Raw genomic sequence first — 25139 nt, 5'->3', positions numbered from 1 at the left:
GGCGGACCTGTCGTTAAAACACATGACAGAACAAGCCGATCGGGAGGGCGCTATGGCTAATGGAGCCACCAGGGGGGCCGAAGCCACCACAAGGGCCACCACAAGCCGGGTTGACAGCGATCTGGATGCGCAAAGCCCCGCCGCGGACCTGGTGCGTGTGTATCTGAACGGCATCGGCAAGACGGCGTTGCTCAACGCCGCCGACGAAGTCGAGTTGGCCAAGCGCGTCGAGGCTGGGCTCTACGCCGAGCATCTGCTCGAAACTCGCAAGCGTCTCGGCGAGGGCCGCAAACGCGAACTGGCGGCTGTGGTGCGCGATGGCCAGGCGGCGCGTCGCCATCTGCTGGAAGCTAATCTGCGCCTCGTTGTTTCGCTGGCCAAGCGGTACACGGGCCGCGGAATGCCACTGCTGGACCTCATCCAGGAGGGCAACCTGGGGTTGATCCGCGCGATGGAGAAGTTCGACTACACAAAGGGATTCAAGTTTTCGACGTATGCCACGTGGTGGATCCGTCAGGCCATCACCCGCGGTATGGCCGACCAGAGCCGCACCATCCGGCTGCCTGTTCACCTCGTTGAGCAGGTCAACAAGCTGGCCCGGATCAAGCGGGAAATGCACCAGAACCTGGGACGAGAAGCTACCGACGAGGAACTCGCCGCCGAATCGGGCATCCCGATCGAGAAGATCAACGACCTACTGGAGCACAGTCGCGACCCGGTGAGCCTGGACATGCCGGTCGGCTCGGAAGAGGAAGCTCCGCTGGGTGATTTCATTGAAGACGCCGAAGCCATGTCCGCGGAGAACGCGGTCATCGCCGAACTGCTGCACACCGATATCCGCAGTGTGCTGGCCACTCTCGACGAGCGTGAACACCAGGTGATCCGGCTGCGTTTCGGTCTAGACGACGGCCAGCCGCGCACCCTGGATCAGATCGGCAAGCTGTTCGGTTTGTCCCGCGAACGGGTCCGCCAGATCGAGCGAGACGTGATGTGCAAGCTCCGCAACGGTGAGCGCGCCGATCGGCTGCGCTCGTACGCGAGTTGAGGCGCTACTGAGACGGCCCCTCAGGTAGGGCCGCCAACCCAAGCCAGGTAGCAGACAGTATGCCCGCCGCGCCCGCGGCGGGCATACTGCTTGCCGCGGAGCGGTGGCGAACCATTGGCACAGCTGGCCAAGTAGACTCATCAGCAACGGAGGGTGCTGAATGAACGACCTGGTTGATACCACCGAGATGTACCTGCGGACCATTTACGACCTCGAGGAAGAGGGCGTCATACCGCTGCGCGCCCGGATCGCCGAGCGGCTCGACCAAAGCGGGCCTACGGTCAGCCAAACTGTGTCCCGGATGGAACGGGACGGATTACTCCGGGTGGCCGGCGACCGTCACCTAGAGCTCACGGACAAAGGCCGCGCGATGGCCATCGCTGTGATGCGCAAGCACCGCCTCGCGGAGCGACTGCTGGTCGATGTCATCGGGCTGCCGTGGGAAGAGGTTCACGCCGAGGCATGCCGGTGGGAGCACGTCATGAGCGAGGACGTTGAGCGCCGGCTGGTCAAGGTGCTCAACAACCCGACAACATCGCCGTTCGGCAACCCAATTCCAGGTCTACTAGACCTCGGTGTTGGCCCGGATTCCGGCGCCGCCGACGCCAACCTTGTCCGGTTGACCGAGTTGCCGTCCGGATCGCCGGTGGCGGTGGTCGTCCGCCAACTCACCGAACATGTCCAGGGCGATATCGATCTGATCACCCGGCTCAAAGACACCGGCGTCGTGCCCAACGCGCGTGTGACGGTGGAGACAAGCCCAACGGGCGGCGTCACCATCCTTATCCCCGGCCACGAAAACGTCACCCTGCCGCATGAGATGGCGCACGCGGTCAAGGTTGAGAAAGTCTGAATCGCGGCTAACCCGCGCGCTGGCCAAATGTCCGACGCGGCGGCAGCCGCACACCGAGCCGCTCAGCCAGCCGGTAACCGGTGAGCGCGAGTTCGCGGATGTCCTCGGGCCGCAGACCGGACTGCAACGCCGTGTCCAGCATGTCGGCCATCCGATGGCCCGGATCGCAGCGTAACGCGGCCTCCAGCGACACCCCCGCCAGCGGCCCGTCGCCGCGCGCGTAAGCACTAAACGCAAGCAACACCAGCGCTTCGACCCGCCATGGCTGCGGCAGAATGCGTGCCAATACCGCCCACAATGACTCGGCTTCGGCGGCACTCTCGCCAACTGCAAGGGCATACAGCGTGTCGCGCACCTGCGTGTCGCGTAGCGCGCAGCCCAGCTCGGCGAGCTCGGCATCGGCGAGCACATCGCCGTTGGCGACCCGGGCCGCGGCGGCCATCGCGTTTTCCACATCGCGGCGGCAGCAGGCTACAGGATCCGCGCGATGCACGAGTTCACGCGTGGTCACCTGTTGTTCGACCACAATGGCCAACTCCGCACAGCGCGCCGGGTCCTCGACCGCGATGACAGCCTGCAGATCAGCACGCCGCGGATAGAGACGCCGGCCGTCCAGCACCGCCGCCACGGCCAGCGGCGACGCCGACGGGTCGTCGATCACGCCGCTCGAGCCGCAGCCATCCACGCAATGCCAGCGTCCGCCCGCAGCCACCCGATCGACCACATGCGCTGCCCACAGCACGATGTCGTGCCGCGACAACGCCGCGATGAGCACGTCGCACAGCTGCCGGTATTCGTCGTTGCAGCGCGGACAGCGGGCACCGTCCGCGTCGATGATCACAGCGATCGCGGCCTCCGGATCGGCCGCGGCGGCAACGTCAACGAGATGCCCAACCCGGTCGACCAGCTCGACGGACAGATCGACACGCAGCACCGAACCCAGTTCGCCACCCCTCAACGACACCAGGACCAGCGACTTTTCCGGCACGAAGCCAAGGACGGCCGGTAGCGCGGCGATCAATGCGCCGGGACGGTTCAACTCAAAGTCGGGTCGATGCTTTGTCATGAGCATCAACGCTGACGATCACCACCGTCAACCGGTGCACATGCGGTCTGGCGGAGCTGTCCTCCTGTGGACGAAGTCCTGACTGTGCGTTCTACTGTCTATTTCATGGGGTCGATGCGTGAGTACGACATCGTGGTTATTGGTTCAGGTCCTGGCGGACAGAAAGCCGCGATCGCCTCGGCCAAACTGGGTAAGTCCGTGGCGATCATCGAACGTGGCCGAATGCTTGGCGGCGTGTGCGTCAACACCGGCACCATCCCGTCAAAGACATTGCGCGAGGCCGTTCTTTACCTCACCGGAATGAATCAGCGTGAGCTGTACGGGGCGAGCTATCGGGTGAAAGACCGGATCACCCCGGCCGACCTGCTGGCGCGAACCCAACACGTGATCGGCAAGGAAATCGACGTGGTGCGCAACCAGCTGATGCGCAACCGGGTCGACTTGCTGCTCGGACACGGCCGCTTCGTCGACCCTCACACGATCCTCGTTGAGGACCGTGACCGCCGCGAGAAGACCACCGTTAGCGGCGATTACGTCGTCATCGCCACCGGCACCAAGCCGGCGCGGCCTGCTGGGGTCGAGTTTGACGAGGAAAGAGTTCTCGACTCCGATGGGATCCTTGACCTCAAATCGCTGCCGTCCTCGATGGTCGTGGTCGGTGCCGGTGTGATCGGCATCGAGTACGCCTCGATGTTTGCCGCGTTGGGCACCAAGGTGACCGTGGTGGAAAAGCGTAACGACATGCTGGACTTTTGCGACCCCGAAGTCGTCGAAGCGCTGAAGTTCCACCTCCGTGACCTAGCAGTGACATTCCGCTTCGGCGAGGAGGTCACCGCCGTCGATGTCGGTTCGGCGGGCACCGTCACCACCTTGGCCAGCGGCAAGCAGATTCCCGCCGAGACGGTGATGTACTCCGCGGGCCGCCAAGGTCAAACCGACCACCTGGACCTGGAAAACGCCGGCCTGCAAGCGGTGGATCGCGGACGGATCTTCGTCGACGAGAAGTTCCAGACCAAGGTGGACCACATCTATGCCGTCGGCGACGTCATCGGCTTCCCCGCACTCGCCGCGACCTCGATGGAACAGGGGCGACTGGCCGCCTATCACGCGTTCGGCGAGCCGACGGATGGCATCACCGAACTACAGCCGATCGGCATTTATTCAATCCCTGAGGTGTCCTACGTCGGCGCTACCGAGGTGGAACTCACGAAGAACTCGATTCCCTACGAGGTAGGGGTGGCTCGATACCGGGAGCTGGCCCGCGGCCAGATCGCCGGCGACTCCTACGGCATGCTCAAGCTGCTGGTATCCACCAAAGATCTCAAGCTGCTCGGCGTGCATATCTTCGGCACCAGCGCCACCGAGATGGTGCACATCGGGCAGGCCGTGATGGGGTGTGGAGGCACCGTCGAGTACTTGGTCGACGCGGTGTTCAACTACCCGACATTCTCCGAGGCCTACAAGAACGCCGCGCTGGATGTGATGAACAAGATGCGCGCGCTCAACCAGTTCCGTCGCTGATCAGGCCGTCGCCGAACAGAAATCATCGAATTCGGACGGCGCGGAATCACCGGGCCCGCCGGCTTGGGCGCGCGCCAGCAGCTGCGCGGTGTGTTCATCGAACGGTGCCGAGTACGACATGTTCTGCGCGCACCCACCACCTTGGAGACCACCAATCAATCCGATAACCGTCGAACCGCTCACCCATGGGGCGCCGCTGGTGCCGCTGACTAGCCCCTCGCACGCCAACGAAGGAAACCCACTCTCGGTGGTCCCGGTTCTGGCCTCACAGCCGATAGGCATGCCACCGACGGCCGACGGATATCCGGTCACGCTGACCCGGCTACCCGGGATGGGCGCCGTGCCTAGTGAAAGCCCGGAGCCGACATGCGATTCCACCGCACCACCACCGATGCCGCTAACTCGGGCAATCACGTAGTCGGCACGGGGATCCTTGGTGGCGATCCACCGTGGATCGAAGTAGAGCTGATCGACCTTCCACAAGTCGGTGGGCGCGGCATCACCGGCCAAACCAGGAACAAACGTTGCCTGGGAGCTCCCGGACACGCAGTGCGCGGCGGTCAACACAAGGTCGCCGCCCGTCGAGTGCACCACCGAGCCTGTGCACACGTGCATGGCGCCGCCGTCGACGAAGATTGCGCCAACGCGGGGGTCGGGGTCCACCGGGCCCGCGACCTGCTCCGGCTCGGGTTGGCTAACCTGCGGTGGTGGCGCGCTACTCCGCGGTACTGGCGCGGGAGCGACAACTGCGTGATGAGCCGGCTGGCCACACGACGTCAGCAACGTCACCAGGCTAACCAGCGGGCAAAGCCACATCGTCCCAACGCGCATCGATCTCATCATGCCTGACCGCACCGTCAGCCGAAGATCGACGCTTTCGAAAAAACGTCGGCAGGTAGGCTTCGTTGTTCAATCGGGTCGCCGTCGATTTGAGGGACACTGGTTACGGCACCCTGGACAGACGCAGGAGAGGAGGCTGCACGGATGTCCCACCATCAAGACCCAGATGACGAGCAGTACTACCAGCCAGGGCAGCCCGGCATGTACGAGCTTGAGTTCCCGTCGCCACAGTTGTTGGCGTCCGATGGCCGCGGTCCGGTGTTGATACATGCTTTGGAGGGCTTCTCCGACGCCGGTCACGCGATCCGGCTCGCCGCTGCCCACTTGAAGGCCGCCCTGGACACCGAGCTGGTCGCGTCCTTCGCGATCGACGAACTGCTCGATTACCGCTCGCGGCGACCGCTGATGACGTTCAAGACCGATCACTTCACCCACTACGACGATCCGGAGCTCAGCTTGTACGCGCTGCACGACAGCGTCGGCACACCGTTTCTGCTGCTGGCCGGCATGGAACCGGATCTGAAATGGGAGCGTTTCATCACCGCGGTGCGCCTGCTGGCCGAGCGCTTGGGGGTTCGGCAGACCATCGGCCTGGGCACTGTCCCGATGGCGGTTCCACACACGCGGCCAATCACCCTGACCGCGCACTCCAACAACGGGGAGCTGATCGCCGATTTCACACCCTGGATCACCGAGATCCAAGTCCCGGGCAGTGCGTCCAACTTGCTGGAATATCGAATGGGCCAGCACGGTCATGAGGTTGTCGGGTTCACCGTGCACGTGCCGCACTATCTGACGCAGACTGACTACCCAGCAGCCGCCCAGGCACTGCTCGAGCAAGTGGCCAAGACCGGGGCGCTGCAACTTCCGCTATCGGCGCTCGCCGAAGCAGCGGCAGAAATCCGGGCCAAGATCGACGAGCAGGTGCAGGCAAGCGCGGAAGTCGCTCAAGTGGTGGCGGCGCTTGAGCGCCAGTACGATGCGTTCATCGACGCGCAGGAGAACAGGTCACTCCTGAGGCGCGAGGACCTGCCTAGCGGTGACGAGCTCGGAGCAGAGTTTGAGCGGTTCCTCGCTCAGCAGGCAGAGAAGAAGCGCGACGACGGCGACCTGACCTGAACGCCCTGACCAGATTGGCGACATGACCGAGCGGAAACGCAATCTTCGCGCGGTGCGAGAAGTCACTGCGCCGTTGTTGCGTTTCCGCACGATCCACGGTTATAAGCGGGCTTACCGCATCGCCGGTTCCGGTCCGGCGCTGCTGCTGATCCACGGCATCGGCGACAATTCCACCACCTGGACTCCTGTGCACGCCAAGCTCGCCCAGCGGTTCACGGTCATTGCCCCAGACCTACTGGGCCACGGCCAGTCCGATAAGCCACGCGCTGACTACTCCGTCGCGGCATACGCCAACGGGATGCGTGACCTGCTCAGCGTGCTGGGCATCGAGCGAGTAACCCTGGTGGGTCATTCGCTCGGCGGTGGGGTGGCGATGCAGTTCGCCTACCAATTCCCGCAGCTGGTCGACCGGCTCATCCTGGTCTCCACCGGCGGCGTCACCAAAGATGTCCACTTCGTCTTCCGGTGGGCGTCGTTGCCGATGGGCAGCGAAGCTCTGGCATTGCTGCGGTTACCCCTGGTGCTGCCGGCGGTACAGCTGGCCGGCCGGGTGTTGGGCATGGCGGTCGGAACGACCGGCTTGGGTCGCGAACTACCAAATGTGCTGCGGATTTTGGATGATCTACCGGAACCGACGGCCTCATCAGCGTTCGGCCGCACCTTGCGGGCAGTGGTGGACTGGCGCGGCCAGATCGTCACCATGCTCGATCGATGTTATTTGACCCAGGCCATCCCGGCGCAGATCATTTGGGGCGCGCACGATGCGGTGGTGCCCGTCCGTCACGCGTGGATGGCACACGCTGCGATGCCTGGTTCCCGGCTGGAGATCTTTGAGGACGCTGGTCATTTCCCGTTTCACGACGACCCATGTCGTTTCATCGACGTCATTCAGCGCTTCGTCGACACCACCGAGCCCGCCAAATACGATCAGGCTGCTCTGCGTGAATTGCTCCGCACCGGCGGCGGCGAGCGAACCGTGACCGGCTCGGCTGACACCCGCGTCGCGGTGCTCAACGCCATCGTTTCCGACGAACGCAGCGCCACCTGAGCAACCCAGCCGCACGCTCGTCGTGCGGGGCCGTACAGTCGGGCCATGGGTATCGACGTGACGGTGTTGCGGGTTTTCACCGATGCAGACGGAAATTTCGGGAATCCACTCGGTGTGGTCGACGCTAGCCAAGTCGAACCCGGGGACCGGCAACACCTGGCGGCCCAATTGGGCTACAGCGAAACGATATTTATCGATCTTCCCACCGCCGGCTCGACTACCGCGCACGCGTCCATCCACACCCCCCGAACCGAACTCCCGTTCGCCGGTCATCCGACGGTTGGAGCGTCGTGGTGGCTGCGCGCGAACGGTATGCCGATCAATACGCTGCAAGTCCCGGCTGGCATCGTGCAGGTGAGCTACGGTGTCGGTGCACACGGCGACCTCACCGGGATCAGCGCACGCGCGGAATGGGCTCCTGAATTCGCCATCCACAACCTCGACTCGCTCGGTGCCCTTGGCTCCGCCGACCCCGCCGATTTTCCCGACGATATCGCGCATTACCTGTGGACCTGGGCCGATCGCTCCACCGGATCGCTACGGGCGCGAATGTTTGCCGCCCACCTGGGCGTGCCAGAAGACGAAGCAACGGGCTCGGCGGCGATGCGCATTACCGACTACCTCAGCCGCGATCTGATCATCACCCAGGGCAAGGGATCGATGATCGCGACCACCTGGAGTCCCGAAGGCTGGGTTCAGGTAGCGGGCCGGGTCGTCAAAGACGGTGTGACACACCTGGACTGATCGCGGGCCGGCTCGGCGATCCAGCCGACCAGCCAGAGTTCAGGGCTTTCGGTGCAACACGGCGGTGAGGTGATCCTGCAGGGGTTGCCCAACTGCGCCCATCTGCACCGAATACGAAAGCTCGTCGCCATCGATGCGGAAGGAACGGCCAAGCGCGGTCACCTGTTTGGCGGTCGGAGCCAACCCGATCGTTGTCGTGACCAGCTCAACTTCAATGAGATCGCCGGTCACCGAATATGTGCCCACTTCGATTTCCGCGATGCCGCTGGGGTGGGCGAGAACCAGCTCAATGCGACCCGGTTGCGGCACGCGAAAGTAGCCCGTCTCAGCGTGCAACGGCTTCCCGTCGGCTACCGCCCTGGTCTTCTGCGCGTAAGTCAGGAACGGTTTACCCAGATGGGAAAACACAACTTCCTCGAGATACTCGAACGGCTGGATCGTCGGGTACTTGCCGGTGCCCCGACCGGCCCACGAACCAAGCAGCGGTGCCAGTGCCTCAAGATCGGGATGCAGGTCGGCGGGCATGAAGTCAGCCTAGTGGGGAAGCGATGCGGGCCGACACGACCCACTGAAGCCGGGTTGGTGACAAGTCGGGAATCTACCCACTGTTCTTGAGGAACGTGGCCGGCGGGTTGGCGGCGGCCCGACGAAAGGGCAGGGCTCAGATGGGCAGTCGGCGGATGCGGATGGTCTTCTCGCCAAAGACAACGACGGCCCCGTCCTGGAGGTCGTCCTGCACTTGAGGAAGGTTGTCGATAAGCAGGCGAGCCTGTTCGGCTGACGGAGGCGGGGACGCTGCTCGCTACGTACGCACGCGACGTGCTGTCATGCCTGGACCATGCCCAGGCCGAGCTGGAAGCCACGGCCCAAGAAGTCCGGGGGGCAGATCAATATTGGCGCCTTCGCAACCGCGGCTCGCGGTATCGCCGCTCGCGCCATCGTGATGCTTGGCCAGCATGCATATCTAACCGCGGCAATGTGCGAAGTCGAACCCGACCCCGGGCTCACCCAATTACTACGAGGCGACCTTGACGTCCTGGTCCTCAACGACTGGGACAACAATCCCATTTCGTTACCGGCAGGAGTCGAATACACCACACTTGGTCTCGACCTGCTCGACGTGATCGAGCCATGTAGTCACCCTGCCGCAAACTCGGCCGAGGTGGAGCTAAGCGAGCTCGGCCGCGAGACCTGGATCGCCTGGCCGGCCGGGTCGATGTGCCACAACTGGCTAGTAAACACGTTGCGCTCCTGCGGATTCGAGCCCCGTATCGCCCACACCGCCGGAGAGCATGCCACCCAATTAGCGCTCGTGCACCATGGGCTCGGCGTGGCCGTGCTCCCCCGGATGGGACACGCCCCGATCTGCCATCAAATTTGGCGGCACTACGGATGAATCCGCGGCTGGCCCGCCGCGTCCACGTTGCGTGGCGCTCCGAAATTTCGGCGCGCCCAGCCGTGCGCGCCGCGGTGCGGGCACTGCAGAACTCTCACGACCTCACTCCGATCCGCTGATGGTTGCCCGGCTCGTCTACCAGAAGCCTGGCGACGAGCCGTTGCACCCAACCAGCGGGGGCAAATTGAAACCGTTCACACCGCCGACGGCTTGCGGTCAAGGTGAGCCAAATCCCTCAGCTGGGAGTGGACACCTTGCGGTGCGCGCGAAGCGCCTCAATCTCGCGCTCGAAGTCGTCGGCCGACGAAAACGACCGGTATACCGACGCGAAACGCAGGTAAGCCACTTCGTCGAGTTCACGCAACGGCCCAAGGATCGCCAGGCCAACCTCGTGACTCGGGACCTCTGGCAACCCCGCAGCACGCACGGTGTCTTCCACCTGCTGGGCCAAGAGATTCAGCGCGTCGTCATCGACCTGGCGACCTTGGCAAGCCCGGCGGACGCCGCGAATGACCTTCTCCCGGCTGAAGGGCTCCGTGACACCGCTGCGCTTGACGACGGCCACCACCGCGGTTTCTACGGTGGTGAACCGCCGCCCACACTCGGGGCACGACCGACGGCGTCGAATCGCTTGGCCTTCATCAGTTTCTCGCGAGTCAATCACCCTGGAATCGGGATGCCGGCAGAACGGGCAATGCATGACCGCTCCTTCGCCGGGCTGACGTTGAGGTATCGCAGACGACTCCGAGAGTACCTGCGCACTGCCCCGCGCGGCGAACGCTGCCGCCACACATGCGCGTTCACCGCCGCGAGCACCAGATAACTTTGCCTTAGTGCGGTTTCCGCAATACGCCGCCACGCCGTCAGCCGACCGGCGCGATCAGAGTCTGGCCCGCGACGAGCGCCGGCGAATTCAGTGCGTTGAGTTCACGGATGCGCTCGCTAACCTGGCGAACCGGCGCGTCGGGAGCTACCCGGGCAGCCACGTCCTGAAGCGACTCGCCGGCTTCAACCCGCACCACGGCTAGCCTGTCGGGCACATGGGCGGCAAAGCCGGCGGCGTCGCCGTTGATCACCTGGCTGAAGTGGGCCATTAGGCCCAGCCAGAGGGTGATCACGCCGGCGAGCAGGGCCAGCCCGATCGTCTTCGCGAGTGAAACGGGACACCCACGATGGGTGGCAACCGACATCACGACTCCGCTGCCGGAGTAGCGCATCGGCGCTCCCGCTGGCCTCGACGGGGCCGGCCTTCGAGACCCGGTCAGCTCATCGCGGCCGCAGCGAGGTCCAGGGATCGGTCGGTTCATCGGGCGCCGTACATTCCCGGTACGCGGCGGGACTGCGTAGATGACTGTCATATGCGTTCCTCCGGTCGACTATTTCTCGCTCGTGTGTTCGACACACTAGTCGCTCATGCGTTCGATAGCCGAACATTTGATCGAAGCGTGTCGGAACGTGCCCGACGCTAATTCAGACCACCGACAAGTGCGCCCGCCCAAGACCGTGACAGGGGCCCGGTCCCGCGACACACTGTCGAACACATGTTTGATTCTTGGGCGGCATCGGACTACATTCAGTGCCATGAGCGACAGCAACGACACATCAGGCATCACCGCCGACGGCCGCTTGCATTCCGTGGATTCAGGGCTCACCGAGCGGCAACGCACCATCCTGAACGTCATCCGGGCCTCGGTCACCAGCCGCGGATACCCGCCCAGCATCCGAGAAATCGGCGATGCCGTCGGTCTGACGTCGACCTCCTCGGTGGCTCACCAGCTGCGCACCCTTGAACGCAAGGGCTACCTGCGCCGTGACCCGAATCGCCCGCGAGCTGTCGATGTCCGCGGTGCCGAGGAGACCCCGGCAACCGGACCCGCTGTCCTCACCGAGGTCGCCGGCTCGGACGTCTTGCCGGAGCCCACCTTCGTCCCGGTCCTCGGGCGCATCGCGGCCGGTGGCCCGATCCTCGCCGAGGAAGCTGTCGAAGACGTCTTTCCGCTGCCCCGTGAGCTGGTCGGCGAGGGCACGCTGTTTCTCCTCAAGGTGGTCGGCGACTCGATGGTCGAGGCCGCGATCTGCGACGGCGACTGGGTGGTCGTGCGGCAACAGAACGTCGCCGACAACGGCGATATCGTCGCAGCCATGATTGACGGTGAGGCCACCGTGAAGACGTTCAAACGCGCGGGCGGTCAGGTGTGGCTGATGCCGCACAATCCGGCGTTCGATCCCATTCCCGGCAACGACGCGACGGTGCTTGGCAAGGTCGTCACAGTAATCCGCAAGATATAGCCGCCGCGGAGTCCCGTGCGTAGCCGACCGGGCCGTCGTTAGTCGGCCTTGATAAAGCCGTTGGCCTGTGCGATTTCTTCGTTGGCTAGCCAGATTTCGGCGAGCGTGTCGTGGTAGAGCGCGCTCTCCGGGGTGTAGTACAGGCCGAAGCGCGGACTGGCCTTAATGGGATAACCGTCGGGCACCTGATAGGGGTCATCCAGCGGCAGGTGGATTGTCGGCCGCAGAGTCGGGCCTGGCCGCAACGGCATCCGCGGAGCAGTGGCCCCCGGGGAGGACGCGTCCAGCGCATCGGCCATATCGACGGCCGCGTGTCGCCCAGTGCTCACCTCGGTGTCGGAAGCACCGGCTTCCGACACGCTCGTGTCAGTGGCGACGACCTCCGCGGCCTCAGCATCCCAGTGCGCGGCATCCGACGCCACGGCATCCGCCAGGGCGGCATGCGGAAAGTCGGCATCAGACACGACCGGTATCGAATCGGTATCCACCGCGTCGGGATCGTCCTGGTCGAGTCCTAAGGCCTCTTCGGAGCCGGACGGCAATTCACCACCGAACACCCCGCCAGGCGCAACATCCCCAGGCGCAACATCCCAGGCCAGGCCGGTAGCGTCCGGTGCTCCGCGCAACCAGCTGACCGTCGGCCCGGGTTCGACATCACGCGCCGGATGCGCGGTACCGGACTCGGCGTTGTAGGTCCACCGCCCGTCAACTGCGGCGTCTCGGGCATCCCAGCCAACGTCCACATCGTGGTCATGCTCGTAAGCAGCGATGTCGTGGGCGGTGCGACGCCGACGCCACCCGAGCGCCAGCACGACGAACATCACGATCACTAGCAGCACTGCGACCGCAGCCACCAGCCACCACCAATGCCAGGTGGCTTTCTTGGCGTGGGGTGGCATCGCCGACGCACTGGGCTGGTTCTGCCCGGACACCTGCAGACCAGACAACAGCGGCGCCAGGTTCGCCGGATCGGTGGTGAAGGTGTTATTGGCGCGGTTCCACGAGATCTTGCCGCCGGTGAACTTCTGCGAGATCACGTCACCGTCCACTGCTTGGTCTGCGACCGGCGCGCCGAGTTTGCCAGTGGGGCCTTTGAGTTTGTCCCACGCCGCCTTCATCGCTCCGCGCACGACAAACGCGCCGTGGTCGGGTGTCCAGAAGATCACCGGCTTATCGGCTGCGGAGAACACGGCGATCCGGCTGGCGGGAGCGATACCGCCGTCGCTTTCATTGGCGGTGGGGAAACCCAAGTCGCTGCCGACCGGCCCGCCCAGCGACTCGTACTTAGCCAGAATGTCGCTCTCAACCGCATTAGCACCGGTGGCTTGGCTGAAAAACACCTTGCCGCCAGCGAAGTCCTGGACAAGTCCGTCACCGCCGATGGGATGCTGCCCGCCCTGCTTGGCGCCTAGCGGACCCGAAGCGCCGCCAGCCGCGCGCCAGGCCATGCTGATGGCCGTGGTGGGATCGGTCGCCACCAGCAGGCCTTTTAGCTGCTCGGCCAGTGCCGCCGGCTCGGTGGCGAACTCGTTGGTTTTCTTATTCCACGAGACTGCGCCGCCACTGAACTTCTGCGAGATAACCTCACCGTCGAAGCTTTCATCTGCGACCGGGACACCGAGGACGCCGCCTGAGCTACCGAGTTTGTCCCAGGCCGCGTTGACCGCACCGCGCACGACATATGCGCCGTGGTCAGCTGTCCAGAAAATCACCGGCTTGTCGCTGGCGGAGAACGTACTCACTCGGCTGTCGGGTCCAGCTAGACCGGGCACTTCGTCGATGGTCGGGAATCCCAGATCGCTGTTGACCGGACCACCTAGTGACTCGTATTTGTCCAGGATTGGCCCGTACATCAACTTGGCGCCGGTGGCCGTGGTGAAGAACATCTTGCCGGACGCAAAGTCCTGGGCGAAACCGCCGCCGACGGCGTACACCTCGCCCTTCTTGGCACCAAGCACCGAATTGTCACCACCGGCCTTGTCCCACGCGGCGGTAATAGCGTCGTCAGCGTCACCGGTGGGAGACGCAGTCACCACAGGCGCCAGCAACACGGTGGCCGCCGCTGTGGCCGCCAAGCTGGCCAGCGCCCTCTTTACCCTCTTGCCCACTAGACCTCTCTGCCCATTCACCAAGTCACCCAGCCAACGGACATGCCCGATTCTGTGGTCATGCCCGTACCGTGCCCGCCCGACGAGCGGGTTCCCCCAGTACGGCCCGTATTATCGCCGGGCCCGGATAGCTTTGCTCCAGCGAACGACAATTGCGAAGTTAAATCAAAAATAATACGAGAACGGATACCGAGTCGATGTCGAAATGATGCCGTGCCATGCCGGTGTCGCGACCGACCGCACAGCACGCGCCACATTGGGGTTACCGAGCGAGACCTTGCCGCCCGGCGGATGCCGCGCACGGAAGCGTCGTTAAGGTGGGCGTTTCCAGAGTTACCTAAGCGCTCACCAACGTTATGACCGCCGGCTTGTTGCTTGACCCCGTCTTCCACGCAACTTTGCATGTACGTGAGAAACATGTGCTGACGTTAACGTGAGCCATGATGCTTCGACGATCTGGCTCGGGATCGACGTCCTCGGCTGCCGAGCGCTCGGCCTCGGCGGCCCAACCATGGCACCGTGCATAGGCATTGGAAATCTCGCCGACTATCCGACCATCCAAGCGTCCCGCAGCCGACATAGACATAGACATCGTCTTCGTCGACGCCACTTGCACCTACTGGGAGGTCGACACACCCGACGAACTGGCCGAGCTCGAGCCGCAACCCGTGACGGAATCCTAGTGTGCTGCTGGACTTTTCCCGGGCAGCCGGAGCGATCAGCGGATCGTCCGCACGGTCAAAGACAACTTAGGAGCCTAGAACCTGCACCGGCTGGTAGGGGTCGTCGATCGCGGCATTGGCCTCCGCCGCTAACCGCGCCTATCTCGGCTGCGCCGGCGGGCACCACATCCATACCGAGAAGCTACGCCACACCAACGCCGAGGCCGCCCGCTTACCAGCAGCTGCTCGCCGTCGAGTGCGGCTGACGCGACGCCAAAACCAGTCTCGGGCTGCACCCGGTCTGCCACCACCGCGAAGACCGCATCGCGCCCACATTCAACTATGTTGGCTAGCACTACTTCTCATCCGTGCCGCCGAAACCCACACAGCCAGAAGACTATCCTGGCCGCGCTCGACCTACCCGAACCCACCAAATTCCTCGACTGCACACCCAGCATCGACATCACCGCCGCCAACTAATGTGAACCGGGCTGGTTTAGGGCTCCGCTACGTGGTGCCCACTGGCCTAATCGGCACCACCGTGGCGGTCGTGGTCGGCCACGGCGCCCTGATGCGCAGCCCCGGGAGACCTCTATTGTCGATGAGCACTACGCGGGGCCCACGCCGGCCCCCTCACGTGAGCCAGACCCGAAACTGTTTGCAGAGAAACAGTTCCGCTCTCTGAGAAGAGGCCGAACCGTTGCTGGTAGGTGCCAGCTGCCGTTGCGCGCAAATGGTCACACCGTGCGCGTCGATATCCCCAACGGGTAGTTAAAAACGCTCGCCCGCATCCCTCCGATGGGCGGCAAAAGGTAACCCACTCGGTGGCTCAGGCAGCTCGGACGGGTCGAAGTCCCCCAACCGACTCGGTGCCGCATGCGGGCTTACCATCGGCGCCGGAATAATCGGCCTTTCCTGCTCCATTATCCTGAAGACCTCACGCTTGTATGTCGTCATCACGTCCGCATTGTGGGTCCACATCTCTTGGTGGACGGCTTCCTCCTGCGCAATCGCGGCGGCGAAGGTCCCGAGAAGGTTGCCTAACTTCAGCGTCTGGACCTTCAGGCGGTTGGCCACCACCGTCGGCGCCGGCACCATCGTGGCGACCGCCGTGTCGTAGGCCGCCGCCGCTTCATCGAGCTGGTCGCCGGTCCTAGTGGCCGCTGCGGCGTGTTCCGTCAGCCAGTGCCCGTATTGGTTTGCCGCGACTGAAATCCGACCCGCCGCCGGACCGCGAAAATACAGGTCCGCCGTACGGATTTTGGATACCCACTCGTCCACGAACAGGGCTAACTCGTCCGCCAGACTATGCCATGCCCGTGCAACGTCCCGCAGCTGGCCAGAACCCGGACCACGAAGCTTTTGAGCGTTGATGTCAGGTCGTAGTGCGTGGAAGTTGAACACCTTAGTTACTTTCCCCCCAACTCGATATCACATATCGCTGGCAAATCTATTCGCCAGTAGCAGCCCATGAGCAGCCATAGCTAAGATGACTCAGGCTCGTGCCAGCTTCTTCAAAGCCCAGTCGTCAGATTCTCATAAGATCGTATCGGCGTCCTCATAAGCCTTTGCGGCAGCCGTCACGCCCTGGCCGATCTCCCTGCCGATCTCGGCGCCCCGATCGGTATGCAGCTGATACTGCTGCCCGCGGGTATTAAAAAATCTCGCTAACAGAGCTGACACGCTATCGGTTCCCGGCGGGAGAACCTTGGTAGTCACCGGGACCTTCTGGGTCTTGGCTGTCGAAACACGGTCAGCAAGCTTCACCATATCGGTGCCTGCGGTTGTGAGAACCTCTGACTCTACTATCACCTCACCTGACCCACTTGCCAGACGAGGATCCCCCACCAAGCTCTCTGATCCTGACCCAAATGCAATCACTAGCACTCTCCCGACAGATCGAAGGGCGTGAACACTGAAGAACTCCAGCGTCCCAGCCTACGCGATGACGGTGATGCCAAAGGACACGGGTGCTAGCCCACGATGCCCCAGTCCGGTCGATGACGTCGGCGACGATTGCGTCGTTCTGATCGGTGGTTGTCTTGCTGTGTGGACTGTTGGGAGGATGCGGCGGTTGCAAACTAGGAACCCGCGCCTTCCAAACCCGCTGCTACGCTTTGGTCGCCAGGAGGTCAATCCTATGACCTGTGTGCCCACTATCTACGAAAGTCGGGACCGACGATCAGATATCGTTGCGCGACAATGTATTTCATTTCAATGGCACCGGCAGACTAGCCATCTAGCTGAAATGGCAACTGACGTACGCTAGACACCGAGGCTCCGGCCGATGATCTCCTTCATGATCTCGGTGGTCCCGCCATAGATCGTCTGAACCCGGGCATCGAGATAGGCGCGGGCGACTGGGTATTCGCGCATGTAGCCGTACCCGCCGTGCAGCTGAAGGCAGCGATCGACCAGTTGTAGCTGCTTCTCGCTGGCATACCACTTCGCCATTGCGGCCTGTTCCACAGTTAGCTTCTCCTCGAGGTGCAGACGAATGAACTCGTCGACCATCATGCGCACCACGGTGGCCTCGGTCGCCAGCTCGGCCAGTACGAACCGGCTGTTCTGGAAGCTGCCTATTGGCTTGCCAAAAGCTTTGCGCTCCTTGGTGTATTGCAATGTCTGTTCCAGCACCCTCTCCATCACCGAGGCTGCCATGATGGCGATCGAGATCCGCTCCTGCGGCAGGTTCTGCATCAGGTAGATGAATCCCATCCCCTCCTGGCCAAGCAGGTTTTCTGCCGGAACGCGTACGTCGGTGAACGACAGCTCGGCGGTGTCCTGCGCGATCAGTCCGATTTTGTCCAAATGGCGGCCGCGTTCGAAGCCCTCCATGCCGCGTTCGACAACGAGCAGCGAAAAACCCTGCGCGCCCTTGTCCGGATCGGTTTGCGCCACCACGATCACCAGGTCTGAGTTGATTCCGTTGGTGATGAAAGTCTTTGCGCCATTGAGTATGTAGTGATCACCTTGCTTGACCGCGCGGGTCTTGATGCCCTGCAGGTCGCTGCCGGTTCCCGGTTCGGTCATCGCAATCGCGCTGATCAGTTCCCCAGTGCAGAATTTGGGCAACCAACGCTGCTTTTGCTCCTCAGTGGCCAGACTCAGCAGATACGGGGCCACGATGTCGTTGTGTAAGCCGAACGCGATCCCGTTGTAGCCCCCGGCGCTGGTTTCCTCGGTGATGATCGTGTTGTACCGGAAGTCGGGGTTACCGCCGCCGCCGTACTCCTCGGGCACCGCCATCCCGAGGAAGCCCTGCTTGCCGGCCTCGAGCCACACCCCACGGTCGACGATCCTCGCCTTCTCCCATTCGCCGTGGTGCGGCGCGACGTGGCGATCGAGGAAGCCTCGGTAGGACTCGCGAAACAATTCATGCTCAGGCTGGAAAAGAGTGCGCTGGTACTTGACGGCACCGATCATGCGCCGCTCCTCCTCATCGCTTCGTCCCCCTCGCCGCTTCGCGGCTGGGAGGTGCCCCCACTGCATCGTCGTCGACGCGGCTCATAACATGACCTCCGACGAACGGAAACTTCGCCGCCCAACATATACCAACCGGATGGTTGGTCGATAGCTTGCCGCCCGACCCGCCACCTGGCCAACCAAGCGATGCGTCGCGCACCGACGGCGACTACAAGCTCGGACGTCTGGCCGGCAACGGCTATCAGTAGGCCGAAAACTCCTGCAGGCTTGCGGCCAGCGCCACCGGGACGCGGGCGCGGATCCGGGTGCCGTTCAAGTGGTGCTCCGCCTGCTGGACTCGCCCGTTAGCGTGCAGGCGAGCTACCAGATCACCACGGTCGTACGGGATGACCACGTCGACCGCGGTGTCGGTGGCCACGGCGAGCTCGACTATCCGTCGCCGCAACACGTCGATACCGTCCCCGGTGCGAGCGGAGATAAACACGGCGCCCGGCAACCCGTGGCGAAGCTTGGCCAGCATCAGATCGCTTGCGGCGTCGATCTTGTTGACCACCAGCAGCTCATGCGGCGCCTCCGAGCCACCGCCCCCGTGATCCGCGACAACCTCGCAGATCACCTGACGAACCGCATTGATCTGGGCCAGCGGATTGGCGTCTGAGCCGTCGACGATGTGCAACAACAGATCGGCGTCAACGACCTCCTCCAGCGTGGAACGGAATGCTTCGACCAGCTGAGTGGGCAGGTGACGAACGAACCCCACGGTGTCGGTGAGCACAAACGGCTGACCGTTATCGAATTCCGCGCGCCGGGTGGTGGGTTCTAGGGTGGCGAACAACGCGTCCTGCACCAGCACCCCGGCCCCGGTCAGCGCGTTCAGCAAACTGGACTTGCCGGCGTTGGTGTAGCCGACGATGGCGATCGACGGAACGCCACTGTGCAGCCGGCGGCTGCGCTGGGTGTCGCGGGCCTGCTTCATGTCCCTGATATCCCGACGCAGCTTGGCCATCCGTTCCCTGATGCGACGCCGGTCGGTCTCGATTTTGGTCTCACCGGGGCCGCGCAGGCCCACTCCTCCGCCGCTGCCGCCGGCGCGACCACCGGCCTGCCGTGACATCGACTCACCCCAGCCGCGTAGCCGCGGCAGCATGTACTCCATCTGTGCCAGCGACACCTGCGCTTTGCCTTCCCGGCTGGCGGCGTGCTGGGCGAAGATGTCAAGGATCAGCGCGGTGCGGTCGATCACCTTGACCTTTACCGCCTTCTCCAGCGCGGTCAGCTGCGCGGGGGACAGTTCACCGTCGCAGATGACGGTGTCGGCGCCGGTGGCCAGCACCACCTCACGCAACTCGGCCGCCTTGCCGGAGCCGATGTAGGTCGACGGGTCGGGACGGTCGCGGCGCTGGATAAGGCCTTCGAGCACCTGCGAGCCAGCGGTCTCGGCCAGGGCCGCAAGTTCGGCCATGCTGGCCTGGTTGTCGGCCGCGCTGCCCTCGGTCCACACACCAACCAGCACCACGCGCTCCAGCCGCAGCTGGCGGTACTCGACCTCGGAAATATCGGTAAGTTCGGTGGACAGCCCGGCGACCCGACGCAGCGCCGATCGGTCTTCGAGGGCCAGCTCACCGATGCTCGGTGCGGATTCTGCGGTGCCCGCGTTGGGCGGTTCTGCCTTCTGGGGCGAATCTGGAAATGTCATAGCCAATATCCGATGGTGGCACGTCCCACGTGCCCGCGCATCTGAATATTCATCGCAGCGAGCACCACCAGGTGTCGGCGAGCTCACCGCGCGCCACTAACACCGACGGTCCACGCAAATAGCTGGTCGCGTCGGTGATGGTGACCACCACGTCGCCGCCGGGCACCCGGACGGTGAGCGTCCCGGTGTCGGCGTCGGCACTTGCCAGCGCGGCGACCGCGGCCGCGACCGTTCCGGTACCGCACGACCGGGTTTCACCCACCCCGCGCTCGTGGACTCGCATCTGGACCACTCCGCCGACCGGTGCGGTGAGCACTTCGATATTGACCCCGTCTGGGAACTGCGCACGGTCGAAGTGCACCGGCGCACCCACGTCCAGAGCTGCGAGCTCTTCCAGACTCAGCTGCGGATCCAGGCACGCCAGGTGTGGGTTACCCACGTCGACCGCTACGCCGGAAAATCGCCTCCCGCCGACGGTAGCCGCAAAGGCCGGCCCTCCGCTGCCCAGCCGGTTTGCTTTGCCCATGTCGACGGTGACGTCAGCGTTGAGCTGGTCGACGTGGTGCACGGTGACCAGTCGCGGGCCAGCCAGTGACCCAACGACGAACTCGTCGCGGGACTCCAAGCCGCTGGCGCGCAGGTAATGCGCGAACACCCGCACACCGTTGCCGCACATCTGCGCCGCCGACCCGTCAGCGTTGCGGTAATCCATGTACCAGTCGGAGCCGCTGACACCGTCGGGCAGGCGCTCGAGCACACCAGCCGTCACTGCTGTACCCGCGGTGGTAACCCGCAGCACCCCGTCGGCGCCCAATCCTTGGCGACGGTCGCACAATGCGGCCACCCGGGCGGCGGTGAGCGTCACATCAGCCTCGACGTCGGGCAGCAGCACGAAGTCGTTTTGGGTGCCGTGGCCTTTGGCGAAGATCATGTGCGGATCACCAGATCAGGTTAGCCCGACGACGGCGAGCGCCGGAACGGCGCGAGTAAGGAGTCGGGCAATTCAGGATACGTTCCGCCACACCCGCAACGCGTCGTCGACGACACCGACACGGTCGGCCGTGCCCGCGTCGAGCCAGTGCACTCGGTGGTCTCGATGAAACCACGACCGCTGCCGTCGCGCGTAACGTCGATGGCCCAGGTAGGTCCGCTGGCGCGCCTCATCCAAATGGTCGGCGTCCCCGCCGGCGTCAAGTGCCGCGAGCACTTGAGCGTAGCCCAGCGCACGTGAGGCGGTGACCCCGTCGCGCAGGCCGCAGCCTAACAATGTGCGTACCTCGTCGACCAGGCCTTGCTCGAACATCGCGTCAGTGCGCTGGGCCAATCTCTCACTGAGAATCGTTCTGTCACAATCCAACCCGACGATGACGGTGCCCCACCGCGGAGCACCGATGCGCGGCGCGGACGCGGCGAAGGGCTTTCCGGTGAGCTCGACCACCTCAAGTGCCCGCACGGTGCGCCGGCCGTCGGTGGGCAGGATTGCCGCGGCTGCCGCCGGGTCACGACGGGCCAGTTCGGCGTGCAGCATGCCCACCCCGACCTCGGCAAGCTGCTGCTCCCACCGCGCGCGCACGGCCGGATCGGTCCCCGGGAACGACCAGTCGTCGAGCAGCGACTGGACATAGAGCATCGAACCACCCACCACGACCGGCACCGCTCCGCGGGCCACGATCGCCTCGATATCGGCGGCAGCGGCCCGCTGATAGCTGGCGACTGTCGCGGTTTCGGTGACGTCCAGGACGTCGAGTTGATGGTGCGGGATCCCTCGACGCGCCGCGACGGGCAGCTTCGCTGTCCCGATGTCCATACCACGATAGAGCTGCATCGCGTCGGCGTTGACGATCTCCGCGCTGACCTGGCCACTGAGCCGCTCGACGACGTCGAGGGCCAGCGCTGACTTGCCGGCCCCGGTCGGACCGACAATCGCAAGTGGCCTCATGGCTGCCAGACACCAGCGAAATACCCCACACCGTAGGGTGCTCCCCGGTACAGCTCCTTGGCCAATCGCGGCCCTGGCTCGATCAGACCGGCCAGCACCTGAAATGCCACCCGGCCCGGGATCTGACGGGGCAACCGGGTCAAGGCCGCGATGTCGCCGCTTGCCAGCGCGTCGTCGAGGGCCAGCTGGGCATCGGCGGCACCAGGGTCATAGCCGCCGGGAGCACTCGACGTCAGGGTGGTAGCGCCGTCAGCGACGACCAACACCCCGATCGGATCGGACGCCTGGTCAATCTCGACGCGCAATTGTCTGCCACGAGCCAGCGCAATGTCGGGATCGTGGTCGCCGCAATACACCCGCACCTGCGCACTGGCGTCCGGCTGGGCCTGGCCCCGCACCCAGGCGGCGAGCAGTACACACACCGGGAATTCAACCGGCAACTCAGCCTCGCCACCGGCCTGCGGTGACAGCCGAACCCGCACGTCGGCGCCGAAGCCCGCGAAAGTGCCCGGGCCGCCGCCGGGGCCCACCACGTCGTCCGCGCGACCTGTCCCGACAACGATCCAGCGCGGGGGTAAGCAGGCGGCCGCCGCCAGCACCGCCGTCCCGAGGTCGGCCACTTCGGCGGCGGCCGTTCCGGTGAGCTCGGGAACAAGCACCGGCGCGGACGGAACGATCGCGATAGCGCTCAGCACACCCCAAACTAACGTCTCGGCGATGCGACGGACCGACGGCGTTGGCCCGAGGCCCAGACCGAAGCTCTAATGCGCCACCCCGGTGGGTGATTTTCCCCTCGCCCCCACGGTCACGTCTCCCGACGCTTTTCTAGAGAGCTTCTCAGCCACCTTCTTCGACATGGATTCGGCCTCGCCATGAGCCAACGCCACGGTCGCGATGATCACCAGCAATACCCCCGCGACCAGCACCAACGCACGTGGCCCGCGAGTGTCCAACGTCTCGCCGAGCACGACGATGCCCAGCACCGATCCGACCAACGGTTTGGCCACGACCGATGTCGGCAATGAGGCGGTCAGCGAACCGGCACGGAATGACGACTGCTGAAAGATCATCCCCGCCAGCGCCGCCGCAATCCACGCATAGAACTCCGGCGCGCGTAACAGCGCGCCGACCCCGCCTCCGACCACCTCGACAACCGCTTTGGTCAGCACCGCAAACAAGGCCAGCGACGATCCGGCGACCACGGCCAGCAGCACCGCGGCCACCGCGCCAGACCAGATCCGCGCACCGAGCACGCAGCACACCAAGGTTGGCCCCATAACCAGGGCCACCACGATCCAGGTTTCCACCGAGGCCCGCGCGGCACCGGCACCCGGGTCCCCGACCGTCACGACCACCGCCAACGCACCGGCCAGCAGCACCGCCCAGGTCCACTCCCAGCGGGTCACCGGGCGTCGGGTCAGACGGGCGTAGATCGGCAACGCAAACAGCAACGCCGTCACCTGCAGCGCCGTCACCAGCATCACCGACCCCAGCGCTAGCGCTGCTGCCTGCAATGCGTAATTGCCGATCGCCCCGCCGGCGCCCAGCCACCACCGGCCGTCGCGCACCGACAAGCGGAAGAGCTCAAGGTGACCGACCTGTTTGTCGGTAATCTCCTGGGCAGACCGCTGGCGGACCACATTGCCGAGCGCGGATGCGAACGCGGCGCATAGGGCGAGAAACACCGCGATATCACCCTTCGTCATCTGCAACCTCCTCCCCCACACCAGGCCCGCGATGCCAGCATGTACACCCGGTGTTTAATACCCATTTCGTCACCCATTTCGTCGACGTTTCCATCGGCTGCGCACATCACACCGCCGCAGGACGGGGAACGCAGGGCTGTCACGCGCAACCATTCCTTAATGCGTAGTTCATGACCCTATGTGGGACCTGTGTGACAGATATGCAGCCCTCGACGGCCTGCCTGCACGGCCGCCACGGTGCCCGACCAGATCCGCGCACCAGCACACGGAACACCATTGCCGGGCCGATCACCGCGGCTACCGCGCCCGGGTCTGCAGCGATGCCCGATATCAACGCAGCAACCAGCGCAAGCAACGCCGCGATATCACCCTTCGCTATGGTGATCCCTCCCCGGCCGACCCCAGGACATCGAAAGGCATTGATTGAAGGACCCAATAATGTTCTCCGACACCGTACCGGGCTCAGCGAAGTCGCCGTACTACCCGCGAGACGGTCGGAATCGATTTGTTACTCACCCAGCCGGACCATGAGATCAGCGGCTGGTCCGGCTCCTAGGAGACGGCGAGCTGGCCGGCGGCCCCCAGTCCGCTGGTTTCGGCCTCGATCATGGCGGCCTCGTCGCGGGCCAGGGCCACAGTCGCGACAACCACCACGGCCACCGCAACCGCCAGCACGGACACCGCCACGCGATCGGTGTGCAGAGTCTCACCCAGCACGGTGACCCCCAGCACCGAAGCGATCACCGGCCTGGCCACCGTTATTGTCGGCAACGAGGCGGTCAGCGCGCCGGCACGAAACGACGATTGCTGAAACATCAGGCCTATTGGCAAGACCAGCAGCCAGGCATACAGCTCGGGGGTGCGAATCAGGGTCGCGAAACCCTTGCCGAGCTCCGCCACCACTGCCTTGGTCAACACCGTGAACACGGCCAGCGCCGCCGCTGACACCACCGCCAGCAGCACCGCGGATACCACACCCGAGCAGACCCGGGCTCCCACCACGCACACCAGCATCGCCGGAACGATCACCACGGCAACCTCGGCCCAGGTCGACAGGGAGGCGTGTGCCCGACCGGCCGCCGGGCTGCCTGCCATGACGATGACCGCTACCGCCCCGGCCAGCAACACCGCCCATAGCCACTCCCCGGCGGTCAAACGGTGATGACTCAGCCGCGCATCGATCAGCAACGCGAACAGCAGTGCCGTAGCTTGCAGCGACTGCACTAGCACCACCGAACCCAACGCCAGGGCTGCTGCCTGCAGGCTAAAGCTCAAAAGGGCCGCCGCGCTGCCTAACCACCACTGGGCGTGGCGCAGCGAGAGATGCAGCAGCGTGAGGTGGCCGACCTCTTCGTCGGTGACCTGCTGCGCGGACCGCTGCAGGATCGCATACCCGACACCAGCGACCAGCGCGGCTGCCAAGGCGAGCAACGCCGCGATTTGCACATTGGCCATGGGCGACCTCCCACTGACATCCGTCCCGAAAGCCGTCTGATAACGCTTCAGTTAGGCAATCGTTCAATAATGACTCTTGCGCGCTGGATAAGCGACTCAACGGGACTTTCCATCCAAATCGGATTGTTGCCACCGACTTACGGAGTTGCGGCCCGTAAATCGCTTGGTCTGGCCGCGGGCAACACCCTGCAGCGCAAATGATCCCGGCTGACGCAGCGGTGCTCGT

General features: G+C 64.4%; 24 protein-coding genes. 9 read left to right on the top strand and 15 right to left on the bottom strand.

The window, feature by feature from the left end; translation table 11 throughout:
* Nucleotides 1–52 precede the first annotated feature (52 nt).
* Nucleotides 53–1045, top strand: coding sequence for a sigma-70 family RNA polymerase sigma factor SigB (gene sigB / locus B586_RS07760; protein ID WP_047315393.1), 993 nt, complete (start codon nt 53–55; stop codon nt 1043–1045).
* Nucleotides 1046–1205: 160 nt separating this feature from the next.
* Nucleotides 1206–1898 carry an iron-dependent transcriptional repressor DtxR gene (locus B586_RS07755; protein WP_047315339.1) on the top strand — a complete coding sequence of 231 codons (693 nt, stop codon included), beginning with the start codon at nt 1206–1208 and terminating at the stop codon, nt 1896–1898.
* Nucleotides 1899–1905: 7 nt separating this feature from the next.
* On the opposite strand, the gene B586_RS07750 is transcribed toward B586_RS07755, so the two are convergent.
* Nucleotides 1906–2964: a DUF4192 domain-containing protein gene (locus tag B586_RS07750; RefSeq protein ID WP_054881017.1), complete on the bottom strand. Its 1059-nt coding sequence runs from the start codon at nt 2962–2964 to the stop codon at nt 1906–1908.
* A gap of 114 nt (nt 2965–3078) precedes the next feature.
* On the opposite strand from B586_RS07750, the gene sthA reads away from it, so the two are divergent.
* Nucleotides 3079–4485 carry a Si-specific NAD(P)(+) transhydrogenase gene (gene sthA, locus B586_RS07745; RefSeq protein ID WP_156166487.1) on the top strand — a complete coding sequence of 469 codons (1407 nt, stop codon included), beginning with the start codon at nt 3079–3081 and terminating at the stop codon, nt 4483–4485.
* Here sthA and B586_RS20825 read toward each other — a convergent pair whose 3' ends face one another.
* On the bottom strand, nt 4486–5328 hold the full coding sequence (locus tag B586_RS20825; protein ID WP_047315337.1) for a trypsin-like serine peptidase: 843 nt from the start codon (nt 5326–5328) through the stop codon (nt 4486–4488).
* A 141-nt stretch (nt 5329–5469) separates the two neighbouring features.
* On the opposite strand from B586_RS20825, the gene B586_RS07735 reads away from it, so the two are divergent.
* From B586_RS07735 to B586_RS07725, 3 genes are read left to right on the top strand one after another with little or no spacing between them, the layout of a single operon-like run.
* Nucleotides 5470–6444 (top strand): proteasome assembly chaperone family protein, encoded by a 975-nt coding sequence (locus B586_RS07735; protein ID WP_047315336.1) that lies wholly within the window; start codon nt 5470–5472, stop codon nt 6442–6444.
* Nucleotides 6445–6466: 22 nt separating this feature from the next.
* A complete protein-coding gene (locus tag B586_RS07730; RefSeq protein ID WP_047315335.1) occupies nt 6467–7492 on the top strand; it encodes an alpha/beta fold hydrolase in 1026 nt (341 codons plus the stop codon).
* A gap of 45 nt (nt 7493–7537) precedes the next feature.
* Nucleotides 7538–8236, top strand: a complete 699-nt coding sequence (locus tag B586_RS07725; RefSeq protein WP_047315334.1) for a PhzF family phenazine biosynthesis protein — start codon at nt 7538–7540, stop codon at nt 8234–8236.
* Nucleotides 8237–8275: 39 nt separating this feature from the next.
* Here the strand turns inward: B586_RS07725 and B586_RS07720 are convergent, their stop codons facing one another.
* Complete coding sequence (locus B586_RS07720) at nt 8276–8761, bottom strand: peroxynitrite isomerase (RefSeq protein WP_047315333.1); 486 nt, start codon at nt 8759–8761, stop codon at nt 8276–8278.
* Between the two features lie 313 nt (nt 8762–9074).
* On the opposite strand from B586_RS07720, the gene B586_RS07715 reads away from it, so the two are divergent.
* The gene (locus tag B586_RS07715; RefSeq protein WP_056936239.1) at nt 9075–9632 is read left to right on the top strand and encodes a LysR substrate-binding domain-containing protein; all 558 of its coding nucleotides are present in this window, start codon (nt 9075–9077) and stop codon (nt 9630–9632) included.
* A 235-nt stretch (nt 9633–9867) separates the two neighbouring features.
* On the opposite strand, the gene nrdR is transcribed toward B586_RS07715, so the two are convergent.
* Together nrdR and B586_RS07705 are read right to left on the bottom strand one after the other, a co-directional pair.
* Nucleotides 9868–10332: a transcriptional regulator NrdR gene (gene nrdR, locus B586_RS07710; protein ID WP_054880263.1), complete on the bottom strand. Its 465-nt coding sequence runs from the start codon at nt 10330–10332 to the stop codon at nt 9868–9870.
* A 163-nt stretch (nt 10333–10495) separates the two neighbouring features.
* Complete coding sequence (locus B586_RS07705) at nt 10496–10990, bottom strand: LysM peptidoglycan-binding domain-containing protein (RefSeq protein ID WP_054880264.1); 495 nt, start codon at nt 10988–10990, stop codon at nt 10496–10498.
* 223 nt (nt 10991–11213) lie between these two features.
* On the opposite strand from B586_RS07705, the gene lexA reads away from it, so the two are divergent.
* A complete protein-coding gene (gene lexA / locus B586_RS07700) occupies nt 11214–11921 on the top strand; it encodes a transcriptional repressor LexA (protein WP_054880265.1) in 708 nt (235 codons plus the stop codon).
* Nucleotides 11922–11959: 38 nt separating this feature from the next.
* On the opposite strand, the gene B586_RS07695 is transcribed toward lexA, so the two are convergent.
* Complete coding sequence (locus B586_RS07695) at nt 11960–14050, bottom strand: LGFP repeat-containing protein (protein WP_054880266.1); 2091 nt, start codon at nt 14048–14050, stop codon at nt 11960–11962.
* A 509-nt stretch (nt 14051–14559) separates the two neighbouring features.
* On the opposite strand from B586_RS07695, the gene B586_RS20820 reads away from it, so the two are divergent.
* Nucleotides 14560–14712 (top strand): hypothetical protein, encoded by a 153-nt coding sequence (locus tag B586_RS20820; protein WP_156406735.1) that lies wholly within the window; start codon nt 14560–14562, stop codon nt 14710–14712.
* 750 nt (nt 14713–15462) lie between these two features.
* Here B586_RS20820 and B586_RS07690 read toward each other — a convergent pair.
* From B586_RS07690 to B586_RS07650, 9 genes are all read right to left on the bottom strand, one after another.
* A complete protein-coding gene (locus tag B586_RS07690) occupies nt 15463–16095 on the bottom strand; it encodes a PPE family protein (protein ID WP_054880267.1) in 633 nt (210 codons plus the stop codon).
* A gap of 132 nt (nt 16096–16227) precedes the next feature.
* On the bottom strand, nt 16228–16503 hold the full coding sequence (locus tag B586_RS07685; RefSeq protein ID WP_168162518.1) for a PE family protein: 276 nt from the start codon (nt 16501–16503) through the stop codon (nt 16228–16230).
* Between the two features lie 453 nt (nt 16504–16956).
* Complete coding sequence (locus B586_RS07680; protein ID WP_054880269.1) at nt 16957–18117, bottom strand: acyl-CoA dehydrogenase family protein; 1161 nt, start codon at nt 18115–18117, stop codon at nt 16957–16959.
* A 241-nt stretch (nt 18118–18358) separates the two neighbouring features.
* A complete protein-coding gene (hflX, locus tag B586_RS07675) occupies nt 18359–19813 on the bottom strand; it encodes a GTPase HflX (RefSeq protein WP_054880270.1) in 1455 nt (484 codons plus the stop codon).
* A gap of 49 nt (nt 19814–19862) precedes the next feature.
* Nucleotides 19863–20744: a diaminopimelate epimerase gene (dapF, locus tag B586_RS07670; RefSeq protein ID WP_047315324.1), complete on the bottom strand. Its 882-nt coding sequence runs from the start codon at nt 20742–20744 to the stop codon at nt 19863–19865.
* A 72-nt stretch (nt 20745–20816) separates the two neighbouring features.
* A complete protein-coding gene (gene miaA, locus B586_RS07665) occupies nt 20817–21752 on the bottom strand; it encodes a tRNA (adenosine(37)-N6)-dimethylallyltransferase MiaA (RefSeq protein WP_054880271.1) in 936 nt (311 codons plus the stop codon).
* A complete protein-coding gene (locus tag B586_RS07660; protein WP_054880272.1) occupies nt 21749–22447 on the bottom strand; it encodes a class III extradiol ring-cleavage dioxygenase family protein in 699 nt (232 codons plus the stop codon). Before B586_RS07660 ends, miaA begins: the two co-directional genes overlap by 4 nt.
* A gap of 66 nt (nt 22448–22513) precedes the next feature.
* The gene (locus B586_RS07655; protein ID WP_047315321.1) at nt 22514–23458 is read right to left on the bottom strand and encodes a DMT family transporter; all 945 of its coding nucleotides are present in this window, start codon (nt 23456–23458) and stop codon (nt 22514–22516) included.
* Between the two features lie 552 nt (nt 23459–24010).
* Nucleotides 24011–24913 (bottom strand): DMT family transporter, encoded by a 903-nt coding sequence (locus B586_RS07650; protein WP_054880273.1) that lies wholly within the window; start codon nt 24911–24913, stop codon nt 24011–24013.
* Between the last annotated feature and the right edge of the window lie 226 nt (nt 24914–25139).

The organism is Mycobacterium haemophilum DSM 44634 (assembly GCF_000340435.2).
In the GTDB taxonomy this organism is placed as follows: domain Bacteria; phylum Actinomycetota; class Actinomycetes; order Mycobacteriales; family Mycobacteriaceae; genus Mycobacterium; species Mycobacterium haemophilum.
This window is presented reverse-complemented; position numbering and strand designations above follow the sequence as displayed.

Excerpts from the sequence above, each read along its gene's own strand:
- B586_RS07720 (WP_047315333.1), bottom strand. The coding sequence starts at position 8,761 with ATGCCCGCCGACCTGCATCCCGATCTTGAGGCACTGGCACCGCTGCTT.
- dapF (WP_047315324.1), bottom strand. The coding sequence starts at position 20,744 with ATGATCTTCGCCAAAGGCCACGGCACCCAAAACGACTTCGTGCTGCTG.
- hflX (WP_054880270.1), bottom strand. The coding sequence starts at position 19,813 with ATGACATTTCCAGATTCGCCCCAGAAGGCAGAACCGCCCAACGCGGGC.
- lexA (WP_054880265.1), top strand. The coding sequence starts at position 11,214 with ATGAGCGACAGCAACGACACATCAGGCATCACCGCCGACGGCCGCTTG.
- B586_RS20825 (WP_047315337.1), bottom strand. The coding sequence starts at position 5,328 with ATGATGAGATCGATGCGCGTTGGGACGATGTGGCTTTGCCCGCTGGTT.
- sthA (WP_156166487.1), top strand. The coding sequence starts at position 3,079 with ATGCGTGAGTACGACATCGTGGTTATTGGTTCAGGTCCTGGCGGACAG.
- B586_RS07705 (WP_054880264.1), bottom strand. The coding sequence starts at position 10,990 with ATGACAGTCATCTACGCAGTCCCGCCGCGTACCGGGAATGTACGGCGC.
- nrdR (WP_054880263.1), bottom strand. The coding sequence starts at position 10,332 with ATGCATTGCCCGTTCTGCCGGCATCCCGATTCCAGGGTGATTGACTCG.
- B586_RS07730 (WP_047315335.1), top strand. The coding sequence starts at position 6,467 with ATGACCGAGCGGAAACGCAATCTTCGCGCGGTGCGAGAAGTCACTGCG.
- B586_RS07735 (WP_047315336.1), top strand. The coding sequence starts at position 5,470 with ATGTCCCACCATCAAGACCCAGATGACGAGCAGTACTACCAGCCAGGG.
- B586_RS07725 (WP_047315334.1), top strand. The coding sequence starts at position 7,538 with ATGGGTATCGACGTGACGGTGTTGCGGGTTTTCACCGATGCAGACGGA.
- B586_RS07755 (WP_047315339.1), top strand. The coding sequence starts at position 1,206 with ATGAACGACCTGGTTGATACCACCGAGATGTACCTGCGGACCATTTAC.
- B586_RS07655 (WP_047315321.1), bottom strand. The coding sequence starts at position 23,458 with ATGACGAAGGGTGATATCGCGGTGTTTCTCGCCCTATGCGCCGCGTTC.
- B586_RS07650 (WP_054880273.1), bottom strand. The coding sequence starts at position 24,913 with ATGGCCAATGTGCAAATCGCGGCGTTGCTCGCCTTGGCAGCCGCGCTG.
- sigB (WP_047315393.1), top strand. The coding sequence starts at position 53 with ATGGCTAATGGAGCCACCAGGGGGGCCGAAGCCACCACAAGGGCCACC.
- miaA (WP_054880271.1), bottom strand. The coding sequence starts at position 21,752 with ATGAGGCCACTTGCGATTGTCGGTCCGACCGGGGCCGGCAAGTCAGCG.
- B586_RS07750 (WP_054881017.1), bottom strand. The coding sequence starts at position 2,964 with ATGACAAAGCATCGACCCGACTTTGAGTTGAACCGTCCCGGCGCATTG.
- B586_RS07715 (WP_056936239.1), top strand. The coding sequence starts at position 9,075 with ATGCCCAGGCCGAGCTGGAAGCCACGGCCCAAGAAGTCCGGGGGGCAG.
- B586_RS07680 (WP_054880269.1), bottom strand. The coding sequence starts at position 18,117 with ATGATCGGTGCCGTCAAGTACCAGCGCACTCTTTTCCAGCCTGAGCAT.